This window comes from Aeromicrobium sp. JP4 (genome assembly GCF_054957925.1).
This window is the reverse complement of record NZ_CM143290.1, coordinates 670,456-691,669: the sequence shown is the minus strand read 5'-3', so window position 1 is coordinate 691,669 and position 21,214 is coordinate 670,456. Positions and strand designations below refer to the sequence as shown.

Annotated in this window: 20 protein-coding genes; 15 read left to right on the top strand and 5 right to left on the bottom strand. The window is 71.9% G+C overall.

Annotation, left to right across the window (positions count from 1 at the left end; translation table 11 throughout):
• Positions 1 to 17: 17 nt before the first annotated feature.
• Positions 18 to 1,217, bottom strand: coding sequence for an MFS transporter (locus ACY1JX_RS03485; RefSeq protein WP_286927872.1), 1,200 nt, complete (start codon positions 1,215 to 1,217; stop codon positions 18 to 20).
• A 90-nt stretch (positions 1,218 to 1,307) separates the two neighbouring features.
• Here ACY1JX_RS03485 and ACY1JX_RS03480 point away from each other — a divergent pair, with 90 nt between their 5' ends.
• The 3 genes from ACY1JX_RS03480 (at position 1,308) to ACY1JX_RS03470 (ending at position 3,595) form a co-directional block, all read left to right on the top strand.
• Positions 1,308 to 2,348, top strand: coding sequence for a ferrochelatase (locus ACY1JX_RS03480; protein ID WP_462565221.1), 1,041 nt, complete (start codon positions 1,308 to 1,310; stop codon positions 2,346 to 2,348).
• A complete protein-coding gene (locus ACY1JX_RS03475) occupies positions 2,345 to 3,133 on the top strand; it encodes an inositol monophosphatase family protein (protein WP_286927868.1) in 789 nt (262 codons plus the stop codon). Before ACY1JX_RS03480 ends, ACY1JX_RS03475 begins: the two co-directional genes overlap by 4 nt.
• 162 nt (positions 3,134 to 3,295) lie before the next feature.
• Complete coding sequence (locus ACY1JX_RS03470; protein ID WP_078698323.1) at positions 3,296 to 3,595, top strand: DUF4193 domain-containing protein; 300 nt, start codon at positions 3,296 to 3,298, stop codon at positions 3,593 to 3,595.
• A gap of 64 nt (positions 3,596 to 3,659) precedes the next feature.
• On the opposite strand, the gene ACY1JX_RS03465 is transcribed toward ACY1JX_RS03470, so the two are convergent.
• Both ACY1JX_RS03465 and ACY1JX_RS03460 read right to left on the bottom strand, forming a co-directional pair.
• Positions 3,660 to 4,028: a DUF4235 domain-containing protein gene (locus ACY1JX_RS03465; RefSeq protein ID WP_181755566.1), complete on the bottom strand. Its 369-nt coding sequence runs from the start codon at positions 4,026 to 4,028 to the stop codon at positions 3,660 to 3,662.
• Entirely contained in the window at positions 3,994 to 4,506 is a 513-nt protein-coding gene (locus tag ACY1JX_RS03460; protein WP_181755567.1) for a DUF3093 domain-containing protein, read from the bottom strand. Before ACY1JX_RS03460 ends, ACY1JX_RS03465 begins: the two co-directional genes overlap by 35 nt.
• 46 nt (positions 4,507 to 4,552) lie before the next feature.
• On the opposite strand from ACY1JX_RS03460, the gene dut reads away from it, so the two are divergent.
• The 4 genes from dut to ACY1JX_RS03440 are packed head-to-tail and all read left to right on the top strand — an operon-like array spanning position 4,553 to position 6,680.
• Positions 4,553 to 5,023: a dUTP diphosphatase gene (gene dut, locus ACY1JX_RS03455; RefSeq protein WP_286927864.1), complete on the top strand. Its 471-nt coding sequence runs from the start codon at positions 4,553 to 4,555 to the stop codon at positions 5,021 to 5,023.
• A complete protein-coding gene (locus ACY1JX_RS03450) occupies positions 5,023 to 5,652 on the top strand; it encodes a DUF3710 domain-containing protein (RefSeq protein ID WP_181755569.1) in 630 nt (209 codons plus the stop codon). The genes dut and ACY1JX_RS03450 overlap by 1 nt, the downstream gene beginning before the upstream one ends.
• Positions 5,653 to 5,658: 6 nt before the next feature.
• The gene (locus tag ACY1JX_RS03445) at positions 5,659 to 6,012 is read left to right on the top strand and encodes an OB-fold nucleic acid binding domain-containing protein (protein WP_181755570.1); all 354 of its coding nucleotides are present in this window, start codon (positions 5,659 to 5,661) and stop codon (positions 6,010 to 6,012) included.
• On the top strand, positions 6,009 to 6,680 hold the full coding sequence (locus tag ACY1JX_RS03440) for a DUF3159 domain-containing protein (protein WP_181755571.1): 672 nt from the start codon (positions 6,009 to 6,011) through the stop codon (positions 6,678 to 6,680). Before ACY1JX_RS03445 ends, ACY1JX_RS03440 begins: the two co-directional genes overlap by 4 nt.
• A gap of 6 nt (positions 6,681 to 6,686) precedes the next feature.
• On the opposite strand, the gene ACY1JX_RS03435 is transcribed toward ACY1JX_RS03440, so the two are convergent.
• Positions 6,687 to 7,349 (bottom strand): potassium channel family protein, encoded by a 663-nt coding sequence (locus ACY1JX_RS03435; RefSeq protein ID WP_181755572.1) that lies wholly within the window; start codon positions 7,347 to 7,349, stop codon positions 6,687 to 6,689.
• A complete protein-coding gene (locus ACY1JX_RS03430) occupies positions 7,349 to 8,014 on the bottom strand; it encodes an NAD-binding protein (protein WP_181755573.1) in 666 nt (221 codons plus the stop codon). The genes ACY1JX_RS03435 and ACY1JX_RS03430 overlap by 1 nt, the downstream gene beginning before the upstream one ends.
• A 104-nt stretch (positions 8,015 to 8,118) precedes the next feature.
• On the opposite strand from ACY1JX_RS03430, the gene ACY1JX_RS03425 reads away from it, so the two are divergent.
• The 8 genes from ACY1JX_RS03425 (at position 8,119) to ACY1JX_RS03390 (ending at position 21,177) form a co-directional block, all read left to right on the top strand.
• A complete protein-coding gene (locus ACY1JX_RS03425; protein WP_181756240.1) occupies positions 8,119 to 10,068 on the top strand; it encodes an APC family permease in 1,950 nt (649 codons plus the stop codon).
• Positions 10,065 to 11,267 (top strand): class I SAM-dependent RNA methyltransferase, encoded by a 1,203-nt coding sequence (locus tag ACY1JX_RS03420; protein WP_462565220.1) that lies wholly within the window; start codon positions 10,065 to 10,067, stop codon positions 11,265 to 11,267. The genes ACY1JX_RS03425 and ACY1JX_RS03420 overlap by 4 nt, the downstream gene beginning before the upstream one ends.
• A gap of 79 nt (positions 11,268 to 11,346) precedes the next feature.
• Positions 11,347 to 13,788, top strand: coding sequence for an SCO7613 C-terminal domain-containing membrane protein (locus ACY1JX_RS03415; protein ID WP_462565219.1), 2,442 nt, complete (start codon positions 11,347 to 11,349; stop codon positions 13,786 to 13,788).
• A gap of 141 nt (positions 13,789 to 13,929) precedes the next feature.
• A complete protein-coding gene (gene acnA / locus ACY1JX_RS03410; protein ID WP_462565218.1) occupies positions 13,930 to 16,731 on the top strand; it encodes an aconitate hydratase AcnA in 2,802 nt (933 codons plus the stop codon).
• 92 nt (positions 16,732 to 16,823) lie between these two features.
• Complete coding sequence (locus ACY1JX_RS03405; RefSeq protein ID WP_462565217.1) at positions 16,824 to 17,330, top strand: flavin reductase; 507 nt, start codon at positions 16,824 to 16,826, stop codon at positions 17,328 to 17,330.
• Positions 17,331 to 17,377: 47 nt separating this feature from the next.
• On the top strand, positions 17,378 to 19,267 hold the full coding sequence (gene dxs, locus ACY1JX_RS03400) for a 1-deoxy-D-xylulose-5-phosphate synthase (protein WP_462565216.1): 1,890 nt from the start codon (positions 17,378 to 17,380) through the stop codon (positions 19,265 to 19,267).
• Positions 19,264 to 20,160 carry a proteasome assembly chaperone family protein gene (locus tag ACY1JX_RS03395; protein ID WP_286927851.1) on the top strand — a complete coding sequence of 299 codons (897 nt, stop codon included), beginning with the start codon at positions 19,264 to 19,266 and terminating at the stop codon, positions 20,158 to 20,160. The genes dxs and ACY1JX_RS03395 overlap by 4 nt, the downstream gene beginning before the upstream one ends.
• Before the next feature lie 138 nt (positions 20,161 to 20,298).
• Positions 20,299 to 21,177, top strand: coding sequence for an acyl-CoA thioesterase (locus ACY1JX_RS03390; RefSeq protein ID WP_462565215.1), 879 nt, complete (start codon positions 20,299 to 20,301; stop codon positions 21,175 to 21,177).
• Positions 21,178 to 21,214 lie beyond the last annotated feature (37 nt).

The window sequence follows — 21,214 nt, the reverse complement described above, 5'->3', positions numbered from 1 at the left end:
CCGTGACGGTCCCGCGATCAGGCCTGCGAGTCGGCCGGGGCGGGCTCCGGAGCCCGGTAGAGCATGGCCACCGTGGTGGTCATCAGCGCCGCCACGATCGGCAGGACGAAGCCGGCCGAGGCCGACCAGCGGTCGACGATGAGGCCGGCGAGGGCTGCGCCGCCCGCGGTTCCCGCGGACATGCCCGTGGTCGTCCAGGTGAGCGCCTCGGTGAGGCGCGACTGCGGCACGGTGAGCTCGACGAGGTGCACCGCCGTGATGAGGGTCGGCGAGAGCATGAGGCCCGCCAGGCCGAAGCCGATGGCGAGCAGGGCGATGTTGGGCGCGAACGGCAGGGGCGACAGGAAGACGAGGAGCCCCAGCGTCGAGATCCTGAGTCGTCGGACGGGGTCGGCCGGGGGCGGCTGGGCCCCGATCACCAGGCCGGCGGCGAGACTTCCGGCCGAGAAGATGGCCAGGACGACACCGGCCGCGCCGGGACGTCCCTGCTCCTCCGTGAACGCCACGACGAGGACCTCGGCGGCACCGAACAGCACGCCGAGTCCGCACGCCGCGACGACCAGTGGGCCGAGCAGGAACCAGGGGAGCGGCTCGCGGGGACCGTCCGCCTGGGGCCGGTGCCGTGGCTGGGTGGAGCGCTGCAGCGCCAGGCCCCATGCCCCGACGATCGCGGCGACACCGGCCACGGCGAGCCCGGACCAGTCGAGGACGCTGAGGGTGAGGATCGTCACGAGCACGGGGCCGACGATGAAGACGACCTCGTCGAGCACCGCCTCCAGGGCGAACGCGGTCTGCAGGCGGGAGCGGTCGGGCAGGACGTGGGTCCAGCGCGCGCGCACCATGTTCCCGGTCTGCGGTGCCCCGAGCCCGGCGATCACCGCGCCCGCGGCAGCACCCCAGAGCGTGATGTCCACCGTCGAGAGCAGGATCACGATGCCGGACGCGAACAGGGCGCCCGCCGCGACGAGGACGGGGGCCTGCCCCAGGCGGTCGGCCAGCCTGCCTTGGACGGGGGCGAAGAACGCCGAGGTGACGACGTAGACCGCCATGACCAGGCCGGCGGGCGCGTAGTCACCGGTGCGACCGGAGACCAGCAGCACGATCCCGAGTCCCGTCATGGACAGCGGGAGACGTCCGAGCGCGCCGGCGGTCGTGAAGGCCGGGGCGCCGGGAGTGGCGAGGATCGTGCGGTAGGCGGAGAACATGTCGAGACTCATCTTGGACCACGTCACGCTGGCGCCGGGGGAGGGCTGTCGACGGCCTGCGCCCGAGGGGTGTGCCGTGTGGCGCCGTGGAACACTGGCGGCATGGACGCTGCCCCCTACGACGCCCTCCTGCTGGTCTCCTTCGGTGGACCCGAGAAGCCCGAGGACGTGGTCCCGTTCCTCGAGAACGTGACACGGGGCCGGGGCATCCCGAAGGAGCGCCTCGTCGAGGTCGGCGAGCACTACTTCGGCTTCGGCGGGAAGTCGCCGATCAACGACATCAACCGCGATCTGCTGGCCGCGCTGCGCCAGGACCTCGCCGACCAGGGCATCGACCTGCCGGTCTACTGGGGCAACCGCAACTGGGACCCCTACCTGGCTGACGCGTTCGACCAGATGGAGGCCGACGGGGTCCAGCGGGTCGCCTGCTTCATGACCAGCGCCTACTCCTCCTACAGCAGCTGCCGCCAGTACCGCGAGAACCTCTTCGAGGTCTCGCACGACCGCCCGATCCGGGTGGACCGCCTGCGGCACCACTTCAACCACCCCGTGTTCGTGGACCTGTTCACCGAGTACACGCGCGCGGCGCTGGCCGAGGTGGGCGGGGACGCCCGCGTCGTCTTCGTGACGCACTCGGTGCCCGAGCAGATGAACGAGGCCAGCGGCGGGCCCGGCTGCGGGCTGTACGAGCGCCAGCACCTCTCGGTCGCGGGGCTCGTGGCCGATGCCCTCGACCTGCCGACCTGGTCCCTGGCGTACTGCTCCCGCTCCGGTCCGCCCAGCCAGCCGTGGCTGGAGCCCGACGTGAACGACCACCTCGAGGAGCTCGCCGAGCAGGGCGTCACCGGGGTCGTCCTGGTCCCGATCGGCTTCGTGGCCGACCACATGGAGGTCGTGTACGACCTCGACACCGAGGCGAAGGCCACGGCCGAGCGTCTGGGCCTGCGGTTCGCCCGGGCCGCCAGCCCGAACGCCGACCCGCGCTACGCGGCGATGGTGCGCGAGCTGCTCCTGGAGCGCGCCGCGGCCGAGCGCGGCGAGAAGCCGGAGCGGCCCGTGCGGGGGGAGCTCGGCCCCAAGGCCGACACCTGCCCCGGCGACTGCTGCGTCAACCCGCGCTCGCTGCGGCCGGTCCTGGCGTGACCGAGCTGCTCGACCTCGCCCGCCGGGTCGCGGCCGAGGCGGTCGAGCACGTCGCCTCCCTCCGCCCGCAGGGACGCGTCGGGATCGCGGGCACGAAGTCGAGCCCCACCGACCTGGTCACCCTGATCGACCGCTCGTGCGAGGAGCTGATCCGCGCGAGGATCCTGGCCGCACGCCCCGACGACGCCTTCGTGGGTGAGGAGGGCCAGGACGTCCCCGGCACCTCGGGTGTGGAGTGGGTGGTCGACCCGATCGACGGCACGGTGAACTTCGTCTACGGCATCCCGCGCTACGCCGTGGCGATCGCGGCCCGGGTCGAGGGCGCCGACGAGGTCGGCGTCGTGGTGAACATCGCCACGGGGGAGTCCTACGAGGCGGTGGCGGGCGAGGGTGCCTGGCGCACCGACGAGGCCGAGCCGCGGCGGCTGACGGGGCCGCCCGTCTTGCCGTTGGACCAGATGCTGGTCGCCACGGGCTTCAACTACGTCCCTGAGGTCCGCGAGCACCAGGCCCGCGCCGTCGGCGCGATGCTGCCGCACGTGCGCGACATCCGCCGGATCGGCGCCGCGGCGCTCGACCTCACCGATCTCGCGGAGGGGCGGCTCGACGCCTACGTCGAGCAGGGACTGCACGTCTGGGACCACGCGGCGGCCGGCCTGATCGCCCGCGAGGCGGGTCTCGTGGTCACCGGACCGGACGGCTCGCCGAGCGAGCGGCTCCTCGTCGCGGCGCCCGCCGGCAGCATCGATCCGTTCCTCGATCTCGTCGCCCGCTGCGGGTTCTGAGAAAAGCCGTCCGCACGACTGGCGCGGGCGCCCCGGCAGTGGGAGCATCGGCGCCACGAGGGGGATTGCGTCCGGGTGCGGGCAGATTTGGTCCATGTGGTTGAATCTGCGCGTTCCACAAGAACACGACCACAGTTCCACGAGAACGAGCATGGAGAAGTGATGGCAACCGATTACGACGCGCCCCGCAAGACCGACGAGGAGCAGTCCGAGGACAGCATCGAGGAGCTGAAGGCGCGTCGCCACGAGAAGAACTCGGGCAAGGTCGACGAGGACGAGGTCGAGGCGGCAGAGTCGTTCGAGCTCCCCGGCGCCGACCTCTCGCACGAGGAGCTCGCGGTCAAGGTCGTGCCCAAGCAGTCCGACGAGTTCACCTGCATGTCCTGCTTCCTGGTGCACCACCGCAGTCAGCTGGCCACCGAGAAGAACGGCATGGCGATCTGCAAGGACTGCGCCGACTGAGGTCCGCGCACCGACTCACGACGTCCGGCGTCGCCGCTCACGCGGCGGGCCGGACGTCGTCGTCTCAGGGCGTGGTGTTCTTCGTGGACCTCATGCCCGGCGGCAGCCCGCCGGTGGACCTCACCCAGTAGGTGGCGGCACCGCGCCGCGCGACGGTGCGGACGACCTGCACCGTGGCGCCGCCGATGGCCGCCCACGCGATGGCCTCGGTCGTGCTCAGATCGGGGTGGCGGGTGTTGCGCGGCGGCTTGCGACCCGTGACGGCCCGCCAGGCCAGGTTCGAGATGTACGGGGCGAGCGACGCCGCGAGCAGGGCGGAACCGGCGTCGAGGGCCCGCCAGGCGCCTCGCCCCCGCCCCGTGGAGACCTCCGCCTCGGCAGGCGAGGTGGTTGCGGGGTCAGGCGTCGCCTTCGTCGCGCGCTTCCGGGCCATCGATGATCCTTTCGTCGGGAGCAGGACCAGTGTGGCCCACGGCACGCGTGAGCGCGTCGGGACGCCGGGTCGACACGAGCCAGTAGGGCGTCGGGTCGGCCGGGTCGGCCACCTCGACGCGCACGCCGCGGTCGATCCACGGGCGGGTCAGCAGGAAGGCGCGGTCGGTGCCGGCCCGCGAGAGCGCGGCTCGCCAGGCGGCCGGGTCGAGCGCGACGACCTCGCCGAGGTCGGGCGCCTCGAGGTGTGCGTCCCCCGCGCGGAGCCGGCCGGGCTCCGCGACGACCAGCAGCGAGCCGTAGCGCCACAGTCCCGCTCCCGCGACCACCAGGATGAGGAGCGCGAGACCGCCGGCGACCGCGGGGCTGGTGGCGACGAGCAGCAGCCAGCCGATGGTCGCGGCGACGAGGCCGACGGCGCCCCACCACAGGCCGGACGCCACGAGACGCTCACGATGGTGGGCATTGTTGGTCTTCACGAGTCCACTGTGCCCGATGGGGTCTCGCGCCAGTATCGTCGCCACCGTGACCGAGGTGCAGATCCGCCGGCTCGACGCCGGTGTTCCCCTTCCCACGTACGCCCACCCCGCCGACGCCGGCGCCGACCTCGTCTCGACGGTCGACCTCGAGCTCGCGCCGGGGGAGCGCACCCTCGTGCCCACGGGCATCGCGATCGCCCTGCCGGAGGGGTTCGCCGGCTTCATCCACCCCCGGTCGGGCCTCGCGCTGCGGCACGGGCTCTCGGTCGTGAACACGCCGGGCACGATCGACGCGGGTTACCGTGGGGAGGTCAAGGTTCTCCTGGTGAACCACGACCTGCGCGAGCCGGTCCGCATCGCACGCGGTGACCGGATCGCCCAGCTGGTCGTCCAGCGGGTCGAGCACGTGCGCTTCGTCGAGGTGGACGGTCTCGAGGACTCCGTGCGAGGCGAGGGCGGGTACGGTTCCTCGGGTGGTCACGCCTCGATCGAGGCATCGACGGAAGGAAGTCTGTGATGTGGGGTCGCAAGAACGCGGGGGCCGACGCGGCTCCCGCCCCCGCTGCTCCTGAGAACGTCGAGGTCACCGGCCCCCGGGCCGACGGACCGTTCGACGTCACGGAGCGCCCGAACGAGTCCCACGACGAGTACGTCGACCTGGGCAGCCTGCTGATCAAGATGCGCGGCGACATCGAGGTGCAGCTGCCCACGGAGGACGACGTGGTCACCGCGGTCCTCGTGACCTCCGGCGGCTCGGCCGTCGAGCTGCGCCCCTTCGCCGGCGCTCGCAGCGGCGGCACGTGGGACGGCGTGCGCGCCGAGCTGCGCGAGGAGGTCGACAAGCGCGGCGGCACGTTCACCGAGGTGGACGGCCCGTTCGGCACCGAGGTGCTGGCCCAGTTCCCCGCCACGGCTCCCGACGGCAGCGCGGGCGTCCAGCCCGCCCGCTTCATCGGCATCGAGGGGCCCCGCTGGGTCTTGCGCGCCACGATCCTGGGTGCGGCCGGCCTCGAGTCCATCGACAGCGGCGTCTTCATGGAGATCCTGCGCGACCTGCGCGTGCGTCGCGGCGACGAGCCGCGGATGCTGCGCGAGTCGCTGCCGATCGTCCTGCCGCCCGACGCCCAGCGCATCCCCGAGGAGTAGGCGGAGATGGCAGGCGTCGTCTCGCGCTGGCTCGACCGCTTCTCGGTCGAGAGCCAGGAGGACACCGAGCTGCGCGGCCGCGCCACGGCCGCGGGGTGCGCCGCGATCAAGGACGTGCCCGAGCGCGAGCGCGTCGACGTCCACGGCGTCCTGCAGGACGTGACGCTGCGGCCCGTCGGCGACGTCACGGCGCTGGAGGCCTCGCTCTACGACGGCACGGGAACGGTCACCCTGATCTGGCTCGGCCGGCGCCGCATCGAGGGGATCTCCGCGGGACGCTCCCTCATCGCCACGGGCCGGATCGGTCACCGCGGCACCGAGCGCGTCATCTACAACCCGGCCTACCGGCTCGACGCATGAGCACGTCCGAACCGGCCCGCGCCGACGCCGCCACCGTCGAGCAGGTCGTGCGCCAGCGCCTGGCCGAGGCCTTCGGCGGCGTGCGCGGCATCGTCGAGGCCGCCGTCCCGACGATCACCTTCACCCTCTGCTACCTGACCACGCGCGACCTCCGGCTCAGCCTGATCATCGCCTCGGCGCTCACGGCTGTCCTGCTGATCGTGCGGGTCGTCCAGCGCTCGAACCCCCAGTTCGTCATCAACGCGCTCGTCGGCATCGGCATCGCTGCGCTGTTCGCGTCCCGCTCGGGCGAGGCCCGCGACGTGTTCCTGCCCGGGATCCTCTACAACGCCGGCTACGCGGTCGTCCTCGTGGCGACGGTGGTCATCGGCTGGCCGGCGATCGGCGTCATGATCGGCGCCCTGGTCGGCGATCCGAGCGGATGGCGTCGCGATCCCGGCATGCGCCGCCTGTGCAACCGGCTGACCCTGCTGTTCGCGCTGCCCTGCGTCCTGCGCGTCCTCGTGCAGTACCCGCTCTACGCGGCCGACCAGATCGGCTGGCTGGGCACCTCGAAGGTCGTCATGGGCTGGCCCCTGCAGATCGCCACGCTCGCCGCGATGGTGTGGCTGCTCAGCCGCAACAGCACGCCGGTGACCGACCTGCGAGACGAGCCCCGCGAGGTCTGAGCTCTGTCAGTCGTGCGACGACAGCTGGGCCGCGAGCTGCTCCTCCGCCTCGGCGGGGGTGACGAAGAGCAGCTCGTCACCGGCCTCGACCGTGCGGTCGGGCTCGGGCAGCAGCGACTGCTGGAGCCGCAGGATCGCCACCGGCGCGACGCCGTCGGGCCACGTGATGTCGCCGAGGCGACGGCCGACGTAGGCCGAGTCCTCCGGCACGGTGAGCTCGACGAGGTTCGTGTTGCTCTGGCGGAAGGTGAACAGCCGGACGAGGTCGCCGACGGACACGGCCTCCTCCACGAGCGCGGCCATGATGCGCGGCGTGGACACGGCCACGTCGACGCCCCACGACTCGCCGTAGAGCCACTCGTTGCTCGGGTTGTTGACGCGGGCCACCGTGCGGGGGACCGCGAACTCGGTCTTGGCCAGCAGCGACGTCACGAGGTTGGCCTTGTCGTCGCCCGTCGCGGCGATGACCACGTCGCAGGTCTGCAGTTGGGCTTCCTCCAGCGTGCTCATCTCGCAGGCGTCGGCCAGCAGCCACTGGGCTCCGGGCACGAGGTCGCTGCGGATGGAGGTGGCGGCCTTGTCGATGAGGAGCACGCGGTGACCGTGGTCGACGAGCTCCTGGGCCACGGAGCGGCCGACCGCACCGGCTCCGGCGATCGCGACGCGCATCAGTCCTCCTCCTTGGGCCCGTTGTCCAGTGCCTCGAGCACGCCGTCGGCCTCCTCCGAGACCAGGAACATGCTGAGGTAGTCGCCCTCCTGGATCACCGTGTCGCCGGCGATCTGCTGGCCCATGCCCAGGCGCGTGATGAACGCGACGCGGGCGCCGGTCTGCGCCTCGAGCGCCGCCACGGTGCGACCCACCCACGCGAACGGGGCGTAGGCGTTGTCGAGCCGGAGCCGGCCGGAGGGATCGCGCCAAGCCGGCTCGGAGCCGGCGGGCAGCAGCCGACGGAGCATCTGGTCGGCCGCCCACGGGACGGTGGCGACGGTGGGGATGCCGAGGCGCTCGTAGACCTCGGCGCGTCGAGGGTCGTAGATGCGCGCCACGACGTTGGGCACGCGGAACACCTCGCGGGCGACCCGCGCGGCGATGATGTTGGAGTTGTCGCCGCTGGACACCGCGGCGAAGGCGTCGGCCTGCTCGATCCCGGCCGAGACGAGCACGCCCCGGTCGAAGCCCATGCCGGTGACGGTGGACCCGGCGAACGAGGGTCCCAGGCGCCTGAACGCGTCGGGGTTCGAGTCGATGACGGAGGTCGAGTGGCCGCGTGACTCCAAGCTGCGGGCCAGCGACGCGCCGACGCGCCCGCACCCCATGATCACGATGTGCACACCGGCGACGGTACACCGGGCTGATCGGGTCTAGCATCGGTCGGGTGGGATTGACCGGGGCGCTCAAGCGCGCTCTCATCGGACAGAAGCTGCGCACCTCCCAGATGGGCGAGACCCTGCTCCCCAAGCGGATCGCGCTGCCGGTGTTCGCCAGCGATGCTCTGTCGTCCGTGGCCTATGCGCCGGACGAGATCTTCCTGACCCTGTCGATGGGCGGGCTGACGGCGTACGCGTTCAACTGGCAGGTCGGTCTGGCGGTCGTCGTGGTCATGCTCACGGTGGTCGCCTCGTACCGCCAGAACGTGCGCGCCTACCCCAGCGGCGGTGGCGACTACGAGGTCGCGACCGTCAACCTGGGCCGCAACGCCGGTCTCACCGTGGCCAGTGCGCTCATGGTCGACTACGTGCTCACGGTCGCGGTCTCGATCTCCTCGGGTGTCCAGAACGCCGCCGCGGCACTGCCGTTCCTCAAGGGTCACGAGGCCGTCACCGCCGTGGGGCTCGTGGCGCTGCTGACCGCCATGAACCTGCGGGGCACGAAGGAGTCCGGGCGGGCGTTCGCGATCCCCACCTACCTGTTCATGATCGCGATCGCGCTGATGGCCGGCTGGGGCTACATCGAGTACGCGCTCGGCACGCTGCCCGAGGTCGAGAGTGCGAAGTACGACATCGCGGCGGAGGAGCCCTTCACCGGCGCGATCTCCGGCATCGCGATGGCCTACCTGCTCGCCCGCGCCTTCTCGTCCGGCTGTGCGGCGCTGACGGGCGTCGAGGCGATCAGCAACGGCGTGCCGGCCTTCCGCAAGCCCAAGAGCCGCAACGCGGCCACCACCCTGCTGCTGCTCGGGACCATCTCGATCGCGATGCTGATGAGCATCATCGTGCTGGCCGACCTGATGAACCTGCGCTACGTCGAGGACCCGGCCCACCAGCTGCTGCTCAACGGTCAGCCGGTCGGGGACGGGTACGAGCAGGAGACGGTGATCGGCCAGCTCGCCGGGGCGCTCTTCCACGACGTCCCGCCGCTGTTCTACTTCGTCATCGCGTGCACGGGCATCATCCTCGTGCTCGCGGCGAACACCGCGTTCAACGGCTTCCCGGTGCTCGGGTCGATCCTCGCGCGCGACGGGTTCCTGCCGCGCCAGCTGCACACCCGCGGCGACCGGCTGGCCTTCAGCAACGGCATCCTGGCCCTCGCGGCGGCCGCCTCCGTGCTCATCGTGGCGTTCGACGCCGAGGTCACCAAGCTGATCCAGCTCTACATCGTCGGGGTCTTCGTCTCGTTCACGCTGAGCCAGCTCGGGATGATCCGGCACTGGACGCGCCACCTGCGGACCGAGTCCGACCCGGGGGAGCGGAACCGGATGCGGCGCTCGCGCGTCGTCAACGCGTTCGGCCTGGCGATGACGGCCACCGTCCTCGTGATCGTGCTGATCACCAAGTTCCTCGCCGGGGCCTGGATCGCGATCCTGGCGATGGTGATCGTGTTCGTGGTCATGCGCGCCATCGCCCGCCACTACGACCGCGTGGCGCTCGAGCTCGCGGTGGATGAAGCCGACGTCGCCCTGCCGGCCCGTGTCCACGGCGTCGTGCTCGTCAGCAAGCTGCACAAGCCGGCGATGCGAGCGATCGCCTACGCCCGGCTGGCCGGCTCCGGGACGCTCGAGGCGGTCACGGTCGACCTCGACCCCGACGAGACCGCCGAGCTGACGCGTCGCTGGGACGAGCTCCGGGTGCCGATCCCGCTGCGCGTGCTGGACTCGCCGTTCCGCGAGGTGGTGCGCCCGGTCATGCGGTACGTGAAGGCGCGGCGCTCGCAGAACCCGCGCGACCTCGTCACGGTCTACGTCCCCGAGTACGTCGTCGGCCGCTGGTGGGAGCAGCTGCTGCACAACCAGACCGCCCTGCGCCTCAAGGCCCGCCTGCTCTTCGTGCCGGGCGTGCTCGTCGTCAGCGTGCCGTTCCAGCTGGCCTCGGCGAAGCGGATGGCCGCGGTCGACTCGCGCCCGACGGCCGGCGACGTCCGGCGCGGCATCGGCAGGGAGGAGCGATGACCGACGATCCCGTGGTCACCGTCGGACCCGTCGCCCACGGCGGCCACTGCGTGGCCCGCCTGGACGGCCAGGTCGTCTTCGTGCGGCACGCGCTCCCCGGCGAGGTGGTGAGGATCCGCGTCACCGACCGCACGAAGCGCTTCCTGCGCGCCGACGCGATCGAGATCCTCGAGGCGTCGCCCGACCGCGTCACGCCTCCGTGCCCCCTCGCGAGGCCGGGCCTGTGCGGTGGCTGCGACTTCCAGCACGTCTCGGAGGAGGGCCAGCTGACCCTGCTCACCGACGTCGTCCGCGAACAGCTCCAGCGGCTCGCCGGACTCGACTGGGACGGTTGCGTCGAGTCGGTCGGCCCCCTGCTCGACTGGCGCACCCGCGTGATCTGGTCCGTCGCCGAGAACGGGATGGCGGGCCTGCGGCGGCACCGCAGCCACGACGTCATCCCCGTGGAGGACTGCCCGATCGCGCACCCCGGCCTGCCCGACGTCAGCCGCCAGCTGTGGGACGAGCCGCGCGTGGAGACGATCGTCTCGTCCACGGGCCAGCGGCTGCTCGTCACGGACGCGACGATCGGCGACGATCTGGAGGCGCAGGCCGACGGCGTCGTGGCCTCCGACGGCTCGGTCCGCGCCGGCACCGGCACGCTCGTCGAGGAGGTCAAGGGACGCCGGTTCGCCGTGAGCGGCTCGGGCTTCTGGCAGGTGCACCCCGCGTCCGCCGCCACCCTGGTCGACGCGGTCCTCGCCGGCGCCGACGTCCGGCCGGGCGACCGCGTGCTCGACCTCTACGCGGGAGCCGGCCTGTTCTCGGCGTTCCTGGCCGAGGCCTGCGCCCCGGGCGAGCTGGTGAGCGTCGAGGGCAATCGCCGCGCCTCGGCCGACGCGGGGAAGAACCTCGCCGACCGGCCGAACGCGGCCGTCGTCCACGCGCCCGTGGAGCGCGCGCTGCGCCGCGGCACCCTCGGGGCCCGGGCCGATGTCGTCGTCCTCGACCCGCCGCGCACCGGCGCCAAGGAGGCGGTCGCGGCCATCGCCGCGCTGGAGCCCCGACGGATCGTCTACGTCGCGTGCGACCCGGCCGCGCTCGCCCGCGACCTGGCCACGTTCGGCCGGCTGGGCTACGGGCTGGAGTCGCTGCGCGGCTTCGCGCTGTTCCCCATGACGCACCACGTGGAGTGCGTCGCGGTGCTTGCGCGGGCGTGACCCGTCCGGTTGAGTCACCCCCGTGACGTACGCCGACCCCCATGCCTGCCCCGCCTGCCGAGGGATGATCAGCGCAGCGATGACCTGTCCTCGCTGCGGGTTCGACCTCGGCTCCGTGGAGGCGCAGCGCCTGTGGGGGCTGTTCGTCGAGGCCGACCGGCTCGTGGCCGAGGGACGTGCCCGCCAGCAGGTCGGCGCGACGACGCCCGCTGCCGCTGCGGCGACGACCCCCGCCGCGGGGACGACGTCGCTCCCGTCCGCCCCGACGCCGACGCCGACGCCGGCTCGCACGTGGTCGACGGGCTCGATCCTGCTCGGCCTCGGTGCCGTGTGCCTGGTCGTCGCGGGCATCATCTTCGCGACCGTGGCCTGGGGCTCCCTCGGGGTCCTCGGGAGGGCGGTCGTCCTGCTGGTGGTCACCGCGCTCGTCGGCCTCGCGGCCCGCTGGGCCACCCGCCGCGGGCTCGACAACACCGCCGAGGCGCTCTGGGCCGTCTTCCTCGGCTTCGTCACGGTGGACCTGCTGGCCGCCGTGGCCGAGGGTCTCTTCGGGCTCGAGTGGTCCGACTTCGCGCTGGTCTCGGTGCTCTGGACCGGAGTGGTCGTCGGTGCGGGGGTGGCGATCGTCCGGTCGGCCGAGGCTCCGCTGGGCCGTCGCCTCGTCAGCCCGCAGCTGGTGGCGGGCCTCGCCCCGTACGTCAGTGCCCCCGCCGTCATGGTGCGCCTGGGGGACCTGGGCGAGGGCGCCGACCTCTGGTTCTGGGCCGCCGCCGCGGCCCTCGTGCTGCCGCTGGTGGTCGTCGCCGTCGGCCACCGGACGGGCCTGCGATGGATGCTGTGGCCCAGCGCACTGCTCTCGCTGCTCCTCGCTGTCGTGCTCGTGGCTCTCGCGATCGACGCGTCGCAGGCCGGGTCGCCGGTCCTGGGTCCGACCGAGGCGCTGCCGACCATCGTGCTGGCTGCCCTCGCCGTGGGCGGGGCCGTCGTGGTGCCCCGCCTCCGCGTCTGGCTCACCGCCTTCGCGGTGTCCGCTGCGCTCTACCTGGTGGGGGTGGCGGCCCAGGGTGCGGCGTGGAGCGCCGACGTCGTCACGTCGGCGGCGGGTCTGACGGCCGTCGCGGTGCTCGTGGCCCTGCTCGCGTGGTTCGTGGTCCGTGAGGACGACTGGTCCCTCGGCACCCGGTGGGCGGCGGTCGCCGGTGGCACCGCCGCGCTGCTGTGGTGCGGGGCCGTGGCGCTCTCCAACGCCGAGCGCGCGGACGAGGCCGGCTGGTTCTCCTCGCCCTCCGACGTGTGGGTGCGCCCCAACGAGCTCGACATCACGGAGGGGTGGTGGGTGCTGGCCGTCGCCGTTCCCGTGATCGCCGCGTGGCTCGCCACGACGCGCTGGCCGGCGCCGAGGCTCGCTCCGCCGGAGTGGCGGGTCCCGGTCGCGCTCGTCGCAGCCGGCGCCGCCGTGGTCACGGCGGTCGGCTCGTCGACGCTGCCCTTTCTCGTGCACGCCGTCGTGCTCGTCGTGGTCGGTGCCGCGCTCGCGGTCGCCCTGCGGAAGGCGCTGTGGGGGTTCGCGATCGTCCCGGTGGGCGTCGTGGCCCTCGCGATGGTCGTGGTGCCCCTCGGAGGACCCGTCACCGCGTGGGCGTGGGGGATCGCCGCCGCGGGCGCTCTCGTGTGTGCCGTGGTGGGTCTCGAGGAGCCTCCGGGTCCGCGTCGCGCGATCTCGGCTGCTGCCGCCGGTCTCACCGCGTTCGCGATCGTCGCCACGGTCGCGCAGGTCGCCGACCTCGCCGACGTCAGCCCCGGTGCGTGGGGACCGATCGTCGTGGGCGTGGCCGCGGGGCTGCTGCTGCTGACCCTCGCACTCGACGAGCTGCCCTGGCACCGCACGGCGGTGGAGGTCGTGGTCGCCGCGACCCTGCTCGTCACGGTGGTCCGCGAGGGCGACGACCTGGCCCTGGTCTCACTGCTGCTCACGATCGGCGCGGTCGCCTCGGCCGTGGTGGGCCTGCTCGACGACGACCGCACGCACCTGCGCTGGGTCGCCGCCGGACTCACCGGCGCCGCCTGGGTGGCGCGACTGGCCGCCAGCGAGGTGGAGACCGTCGAGGCGTACACGGCGCCGTTCGCCGTGGCCGTCCTCGTGGCGGGCTGGTGGCACCTGCGCTCCCACCCGGAGAGCCGCACCTGGGTCGCCCTCACGCCCGGACTCCTGCTGGCCTTCCTGCCGTCGTTGCCCCAGGCGCTGGAGGACCCGACCAGTCTGCGCGCCCTGCTGCTCGGTCTGGTCGCCGCCGTCTCCCTCGCCGCCGGGCTCGTGCTGCGCTGGGGCGCACCGGTCATCGCCGGCGCGGCGGTCCTGCTGGTGCTGGTCCTGGCGAACGTCGGCCCGACGGCGCTGGGACTGCAGCGCTGGATCCTCATCGCGATCGCCGGGCTGATCCTGCTCGTGGTGGGTACCACGTGGGAGAAGCGAGTCGCTGAGGGACGCGCCCTGCTGGTGCGCATCGCCGCGCTGAGGTGAGGGTCACCTGAGCGGAGCGCTTCCGGACATCGTTTGATATCGTTTATCTTGACATCAAGATAACTGGTACTTAGGCCATCCTGAACGCCCCCGGGCGGCCCCACGGGGGGCAGGATGGGAACACCAGTGAAGGAGAAGCCCATGAGCGTCGACACTTTCCAGGCCAAGGACTCCTTGGCGGTCGGGGAGAAGTCCTACGACTACTACCGGCTCGATGCGGTCCAGGGCGAGGGACTCGACGTCGCCTCCCTGCCGTTCAGCCTCAAGATCCTGCTCGAGGCGCTCCTGCGCACCGAGGACGGCGCGGACATCACCGCCGAGGACATCAAGGCGATCGCCTCGTGGGACCCGAAGGCGGATCCGAGCAAGGAGATCCAGTTCACGCCCGCCCGCGTGATCATGCAGGACTTCACCGGCGTCCCGTGCGTCGTCGACCTCGCCACGATGCGTGAGGCGATGGCCGACCTCGGTGGCGACCCCTCCAAGATCAACCCGCTCGCGCCCGCCGAGATGGTCATCGACCACTCCGTGATCGCCGACGTCTTCGGCACGCCCGAGGCGTTCGAGCGCAACGTCGAGATCGAGTACGAGCGCAACGGCGAGCGCTACAAGTTCCTCCGCTGGGGCCAAGGCGCCTTCAGCGACTTCCGCGTCGTCCCGCCGGGCACCGGCATCGTGCACCAGGTCAACATCGAGAAGCTCGCCCGCGTCGTGTTCACCCGCGACAGCGACGGCGGCGTCGTGGCCTACCCCGACTCCTGCGTCGGCACCGACTCGCACACCACGATGGTCAACGGCCTGGGCGTCGTCGGCTGGGGCGTGGGCGGCATCGAGGCCGAGGCCGCGATGCTCGGCCAGCCGATCAGCATGCTGATCCCGCGGGTCGTCGGCTTCAAGCTCTCCGGCGAGCTGCCGCAGGGCGCCACCGCCACGGACCTCGTGCTGACGATCACCGAGCAGCTGCGCGAGCACGGCGTCGTCGGCAAGTTCGTCGAGTTCTACGGCCCCGGCGTCAGCGCCGTCCCGCTGGCCAACCGCGCCACGATCGGCAACATGAGCCCCGAGTACGGCTCCACCATCGCGGTCTTCCCGATCGACGGCGAGACCACGAAGTACCTCGAGCTCACCGGCCGCTCGGCCGAGGAGATCGCCCTCGTCGAGGCGTACGCCAAGGCCCAGGGCCTGTGGCACGACACCGACCACGAGCCGCGCTACAGCGAGTACCTCGAGCTCGACCTCGCGGACGTCGTCCCGTCGATCGCCGGCCCGAAGCGCCCCCAGGACCGCATCGCGCTGACGGACAGCAAGACGGCCTTCCGCGCGTCGCTGCGCGACTACGTCGACCACAGCGAGCAGCAGCTCAACGGGTACGACGAGGCTGTCGATGACTCCTTCCCCGCGTCCGACACGCCCAAGACGTCCACGTACGCCAACGGCGGCGAGGGCCCGAGCGAGCATGCGACCGGTGCCCCGGGCGAGCGTGTCCGCAACCCGCAGAGCGTCACGCTCGAGGACGGCACCTCGTTCGAGGTCGACCACGGCGCGGTCACGATCGCGGCCATCACGTCGTGCACCAACACGTCGAACCCGTCGGTCATGATCGGCGCCGGCCTGCTGGCCAAGAAGGCCGTGGAGAAGGGCCTGCAGCGCAAGCCGTGGGTCAAGACCACGCTGGCGCCGGGCTCGAAGGTCGTCACCGACTACTACGAGAAGTCGGGCCTGAACGTCTACCTCGACAAGCTCGGCTTCAACCTCGTCGGCTACGGCTGCACCACGTGCATCGGCAACTCCGGTCCGCTGATCCCCGAGGTCAGCGCGGCCGTCAACGAGGGCGACCTGGCCGTCTCCGCGGTGCTCTCGGGCAACCGCAACTTCGAGGGCCGCATCAACCCCGACATCAAGATGAACTACCTCGCGTCCCCGCCGCTGGTCATCGCGTACGCGCTCGCCGGCTCGATGGACGTCGACCTGTTCAACGACCCGCTGGGTCAGGACGCGGACGGCAACGACGTCTTCATGAAGGACATCTGGCCGTCGCCGGCCGAGGTCGAGGACGTCATCGCCAGCTCGATCGACGCCGACACCTTCAGCCGCGAGTACGCCGACGTCTTCGCCGGTGACGAGCGCTGGCAGAACCTGCCGACCCCCGAGGGTGACACGTTCGCGTGGGACGAGGACTCCACCTACGTCCGCAAGGCGCCGTACTTCGACGGCATGGGCCTGGAGCCCGACGCCGTCACCGACGTCGAGGGCGCCCGCGTCCTGCTGAAGCTGGGCGACTCGGTCACCACCGACCACATCAGCCCGGCCGGTGCGATCAAGAAGGACAGCCCCGCCGGCAAGTACCTCATGGAGAAGGGCGTGCAGCCGCGCGACTTCAACTCGCTCGGCTCGCGCCGCGGCAACCACGAGGTCATGATCCGCGGCACGTTCGCCAACATCCGGCTGCGCAACCAGATCGCGCCCGGCACCGAGGGCGGCTTCACCCGCGACTTCACCGCCGACGGCGAGGTCACCTCGGTGTTCGACGCCTCGCAGCACTACCAGGAGGCCGGCATCCCGCTGGTCGTCCTGGCGGGCAAGGAGTACGGCTCGGGCTCGTCGCGCGACTGGGCGGCCAAGGGCACGGCGCTGCTGGGCGTCAAGGTCGTCATCGCCGAGTCGTACGAGCGGATCCACCGCTCGAACCTCATCGGCATGGGCGTCCTGCCCCTGCAGTTCCCCGAGGGCGAGACGGCCGAGTCGCTGGGCCTGACCGGTGAGGAGACCTTCACGGTCACCGGCATCACCGAGCTCAACGACGGCACCACGCCGCGCACGGTCAAGGTGAAGGCCGACGACGTCGAGTTCGACGCCGTCGTCCGCATCGACACCCCCGGTGAGGCGAACTACTACCGCAACGGCGGCATCATGCCGTACGTGCTGCGCTCGCTGCTCGACTGAGCGAGACGTCTGAACTGCCCGCCACCGCTCCGGTGGCGGGCAGTTCTGCGTCACGGGGTGTCCGGCGCGGCGGCGGATGATGGGATGGGGGAGTGACGATCCACTCGGAGCACCCGTTCGTGCCGGCCGACCGCGACAAGGACGCCTTCCGCCGGCTCCGGGGCCGCCTCCCCGCGCCGGTCACGATCGTTGCCGCCGGGGCGGGCCGCGACCGCGTCGGACTCACCGTCTCCTCGGTGCTGCTCGCTGACGGGGAGCCGCCCCGGATCGAGCTGCTCGTCGATCCCGACTCCGACCTGGGGGAGTCGCTCGACGTGGGCTCCCGCGCCGCGGCCAGCGTGCTGCAGCCCGGCGACGACTACCTCGCCGAGGTGTTCGCCGGCATGGCGCCGGCGCCGGGAGGCATGTTCACCGTCGGTCGCTGGACCGACTCCGCGTGGGGACCCCGACTCGAGGACCGCTCGTGGTGCGGCCTCACCGTGGACGAGGTGACCGAGATCGGCTGGTCGCTGCGCGTGACCGGAACGGTCCACGAGGTCGGCGTCGAGGCCTCCACCGGGACGGCCCACGCCCGCGGGCGCTTCCACGACCTCGGCTGACGGCCGGTCGTGGCGCCTCGCTGGCCGGGCGTCGTTACGATGGAGGAATGCCGTCAGTGCTCAGCTCCGTGTCCGGTCCCGCCGACCTGCGACGCCTGGACGACGAATCGCTGGCGCGGCTCGCTGCCGAGGTCCGTGAGTTGCTGATCGAGTCGGTCGCCGCGAACGGTGGGCACCTCGGTCCCAACCTCGGCGTGGTCGAGCTGACGATCGCGCTGCACCGCGTGTTCGACTCCCCGAACGACAAGATCGTCTGGGACACCGGACACCAGGCCTACGTCCACAAGATGCTCACCGGCCGCGCCGACCAGTTCGGCGACCTGCGCAAGGAGGGCGGCCTCTCGGGCTACCCCAGCCACGCCGAGTCGCCCCACGACTGGGTCGAGAACTCGCACGCCTCCACGTCGCTGTCGTACGCCGACGGCCTCGCGCGCGCCAACGCCGTGCAGGGCAAGGACGACCACGTCGTCGCGGTCATCGGCGACGGCGCGCTCACCGGCGGCATGGCGTGGGAGGCCATCAACAACATCTGCGCCGACAACTGCCGGCGCGTGGTGATCGTCGTCAACGACAACGGACGCTCCTACACGCCCACCGTCGGTGGCCTGGCGAACCGCCTCACGCAGATCCGCACCAACCCGCGCTACGAGCCGGCCCTGAGCGCCATCCGCGAGCGGATGACCACCGGCCCCAAGTTCGCCGAGGTCGCCTACGAGGCGCTCCACGCGATCAAGAAGGGCTTCAAGGACGTCCTCGCGCCGCAGGGCATGTTCGAGGACCTCGGCATCAAGTACCTCGGTCCGGTCGACGGTCACGACCGCCACGCGATGGAGCAGGCGCTCACGGCGGCCCGCAACTTCGGCGGTCCCGTGCTCGTCCACGCGATCACCACGAAGGGCCACGGCTACGACATCGCCGTCGCCAACGAGAACGACCAGATGCACCAGGCGACCCCGTTCGACCGCCTGACGGGCGAGGCCATCAGCATCGCGCCCGCGGGCTGGACCTCCGTCTTCCGCGACGAGATCGTGCGCATCGCCGACGACCGTCCCGACGTCGTGGGCATCACCGCGGCCATGCTGTACCCGACGGGGCTCGACGCCTTCGCCGACAAGTTCCCCGATCGCGTCCTCGACGTCGGCATCGCCGAGCAGCACGCCGTCACCAGCGCGGCCGGCATGGCGATGGGCGGCCTGCACCCGGTCGTCGCGGTGTACGCCACGTTCCTGAACCGCGCGTTCGACCAGGTCCTGATGGACGTGGCCCTGCACCGCCAGGGCGTCACTTTCGTGCTCGACCGCGCCGGCGTCACGGGTGACGACGGCGCCAGCCACAACGGCATGTGGGACCTCTCCCTCATGCAGCTCGTCCCCGGCCTGCACCTGGCCGCCCCGCGTGACGGCAGCCGACTGCGCGAGCTGCTGCGCGAGGCCGTCGAGATCGACGACGCGCCCAGCGTGGTGCGCTTCGCCAAGGGCCCCGTGGCCCCCGACCTCGAGGCCGTCGACCGCGTCGGCGGTGTCGATGTCCTGCACCGGTCCGACGACGCCCAGGTCCTCGTCGTCGGCGTCGGCACGATGGCCGCGATGGCGGTCGACGTGGCCCAGCGCCTCGAGCAGGAGGGCGTGGCCGCGACGGCGATCGACCCCCGCTGGATCAAGCCGCTGGACCCGGCCGTGCTCGACCTCGCCGCCGACCACCGTCTCGTGGTGACGATCGAGGACAACGGCCGCCAGGGCGGGGTGGGGTCCACGATCCTGCACGCCGTCAGCGACCGCGGCCTCGACGTGCCGGTGCGGATCCACGCCGTCGCGCAGGAGTTCCTCGACCACGCGAAGCGCGACGTGATCCTGCGCCGCCTCGGCCTGACCCCCGAGTCGATCACGCAGGACGCACTGGCCCGGCTCGGGGAATGTCCCGAGGGTGACCGGCGTTGACTCCGAAGTGGTTCTCACGACGACGTTCCGATGAATACGAGCGCGACCCGATCCCGCTGATCGTCGCCCTCGACGGCTTCCTGAGCGCGGGCTCCTCCTCGGTCCTCGCGGCCGAGCAGCTGCGCACCGACGGCGGCGAGGTGGTGCACGAGTTCGACCTCGACTCGATGCTCGACTACCGCGCCCGGCGGCCCCCGATCACGTTCCGGCGTGACCACTACGTCGACTACGTCGAGCCCGTCCTGCAGCTCACGCGTCACACCGACCGCGTCGGCACGCCGTACCTGCTGCTCGCCGGTCCCGAGCCCGACTTCGGCTGGGAGGCCTTCGCGGCCGAGACGATCGACGTCATCACCGAGCTGGGCGTCCCGCTCACGGTGGGCCTCGGTGGCGTGCCGATGGGCGTGCCGCACACGCGGCCGCCGCTGCTGACGATGCACGGCACCCGCCCCGAGCTGGTCGACCGGAAGAACTTCTGGAACGCCGAGGTCACGGTGCCGTCGTCCGCGCAGTCGCTGCTGGAGTTCCGGATGCGCGAGCACCGGCTCGACGCGATCGGCTACGTCGTGCACGTGCCGCACTACCTGGCGCAGATCGAGTACCCGACCGCCGCGATCGCCCTGCTGGAGGCCGTGGGCCTGCGCCTGGGCCTCGAGTTCGACCTCGAGGACCTCCGGGCCCGCCAGCCCGAGTCGATCACCGAGATCGAGCAGCAGATCGCCGAGCAGGACGGTGAGCAGGTGCTGGCCGGCCTGGAGGAGCAGTACGACATCTTCAGCCGCGGCGCGGCCGAGTCGCTGCTCGCCGACGACGCCAGCCTCCCGACCGGAGACGAGCTCGCGAGCCAGCTGGAGCAGTTCCTGGCCAGGCAGCGCAAGGACGATCAGGGCTGACCGAGCCTGGCGTGATCTCGATACACCGCCTCGCTTCGCTCGTCGGCACTCGATCACCGGAAGTTGTGACGACGGTTACGGCTGCGCCGTGCCGTCGTCGGCCCGGCGACGCCGGCCGACTTCGATAGGATCGCGATCGTGCCTGCCTCCGTGAACGAACTCGTCGACCTGCTGCAGATCGAACAGCTGGAGGTCAACCTCTTCCGCGGTGGTCAGCCCAAGGAGTCGCGCCTGCCGCGCGTCTTCGGCGGCCAGGTGGCCGGTCAGGCCGTGAGCGCGGCCCAGCACACCGTCACCGACGGGAAGCACCTGCACTCGCTGCACGCGTACTTCATCCTCGGCGGCGACCCGAGCATCCCGATCATCTACGACGTGGAGAGCGTGCGCGACGGCCGCTCCTTCGCCACGCGCCGGGTGTCGGCACGTCAGCACGGCGAGGTCATCTTCTACATGACCGCCTCGTTCCAGCGCGACGAGGAGGGCTGGGACCACCAGGACGTCCTGCCGCCCACGCCGGGCCCCGAGGAGGCCACCTCGATGCTCGACCTGGTGAAGTACATCAGCCCGGACGGCGCCGAGCAGTGGAAGCGCGAGTGGGGCGGGTTCGACATGCGCTACGTCGGGGACCCGCGGCCCGAGGACGACCCCTCCCGCCCGTACGTCCCCGTCGTGCAGCGCATGTGGTTCCGCGCGAGCGACGCTCTGCCGGACGATCCCGAGCTGCACCGCGCCGCGTTCACCTACTACAGCGACTTCAGCCTGCTGGGCGCCGCCCTGGTGCCGCACGGCCTCGTGATCAGCTCTCCGAAGGTGCAGCCGGCCTCCCTCGACCACGTGGTCTGGTTCCACCGGCCGTTCCGGGTGGACGAGTGGCTGCTCTACGACCAGACGTCGCCGTCGGCCTCCGGTGCCCGCGGCCTCAGCACGGCCCGCGTGTTCACCCAGGACGGCACGCTCGTCGCCACGGTCGCGCAGGAGGGCCTCATCCGCCCGGCCAAGCCCCGCGACGAGCGCTGACGAGACGAAAGGGCCCGCCACACAGCACGTGTGGCGG

Coding starts and splice junctions, on each gene's coding strand:
- ACY1JX_RS03485 (WP_286927872.1), bottom strand. CDS start 1,217: ATGAGTCTCGACATGTTCTCCGCCTACCGCACGATCCTCGCCACTCCC.
- ACY1JX_RS03480 (WP_462565221.1), top strand. CDS start 1,308: ATGGACGCTGCCCCCTACGACGCCCTCCTGCTGGTCTCCTTCGGTGGA.
- ACY1JX_RS03470 (WP_078698323.1), top strand. CDS start 3,296: ATGGCAACCGATTACGACGCGCCCCGCAAGACCGACGAGGAGCAGTCC.
- ACY1JX_RS03465 (WP_181755566.1), bottom strand. CDS start 4,028: ATGGCCCGGAAGCGCGCGACGAAGGCGACGCCTGACCCCGCAACCACC.
- ACY1JX_RS03450 (WP_181755569.1), top strand. CDS start 5,023: ATGTGGGGTCGCAAGAACGCGGGGGCCGACGCGGCTCCCGCCCCCGCT.
- ACY1JX_RS03445 (WP_181755570.1), top strand. CDS start 5,659: ATGGCAGGCGTCGTCTCGCGCTGGCTCGACCGCTTCTCGGTCGAGAGC.
- ACY1JX_RS03440 (WP_181755571.1), top strand. CDS start 6,009: ATGAGCACGTCCGAACCGGCCCGCGCCGACGCCGCCACCGTCGAGCAG.
- ACY1JX_RS03435 (WP_181755572.1), bottom strand. CDS start 7,349: ATGCGCGTCGCGATCGCCGGAGCCGGTGCGGTCGGCCGCTCCGTGGCC.
- ACY1JX_RS03425 (WP_181756240.1), top strand. CDS start 8,119: ATGGGCGAGACCCTGCTCCCCAAGCGGATCGCGCTGCCGGTGTTCGCC.
- ACY1JX_RS03420 (WP_462565220.1), top strand. CDS start 10,065: ATGACCGACGATCCCGTGGTCACCGTCGGACCCGTCGCCCACGGCGGC.
- ACY1JX_RS03415 (WP_462565219.1), top strand. CDS start 11,347: ATGACCTGTCCTCGCTGCGGGTTCGACCTCGGCTCCGTGGAGGCGCAG.
- acnA (WP_462565218.1), top strand. CDS start 13,930: ATGAGCGTCGACACTTTCCAGGCCAAGGACTCCTTGGCGGTCGGGGAG.
- dxs (WP_462565216.1), top strand. CDS start 17,378: ATGCCGTCAGTGCTCAGCTCCGTGTCCGGTCCCGCCGACCTGCGACGC.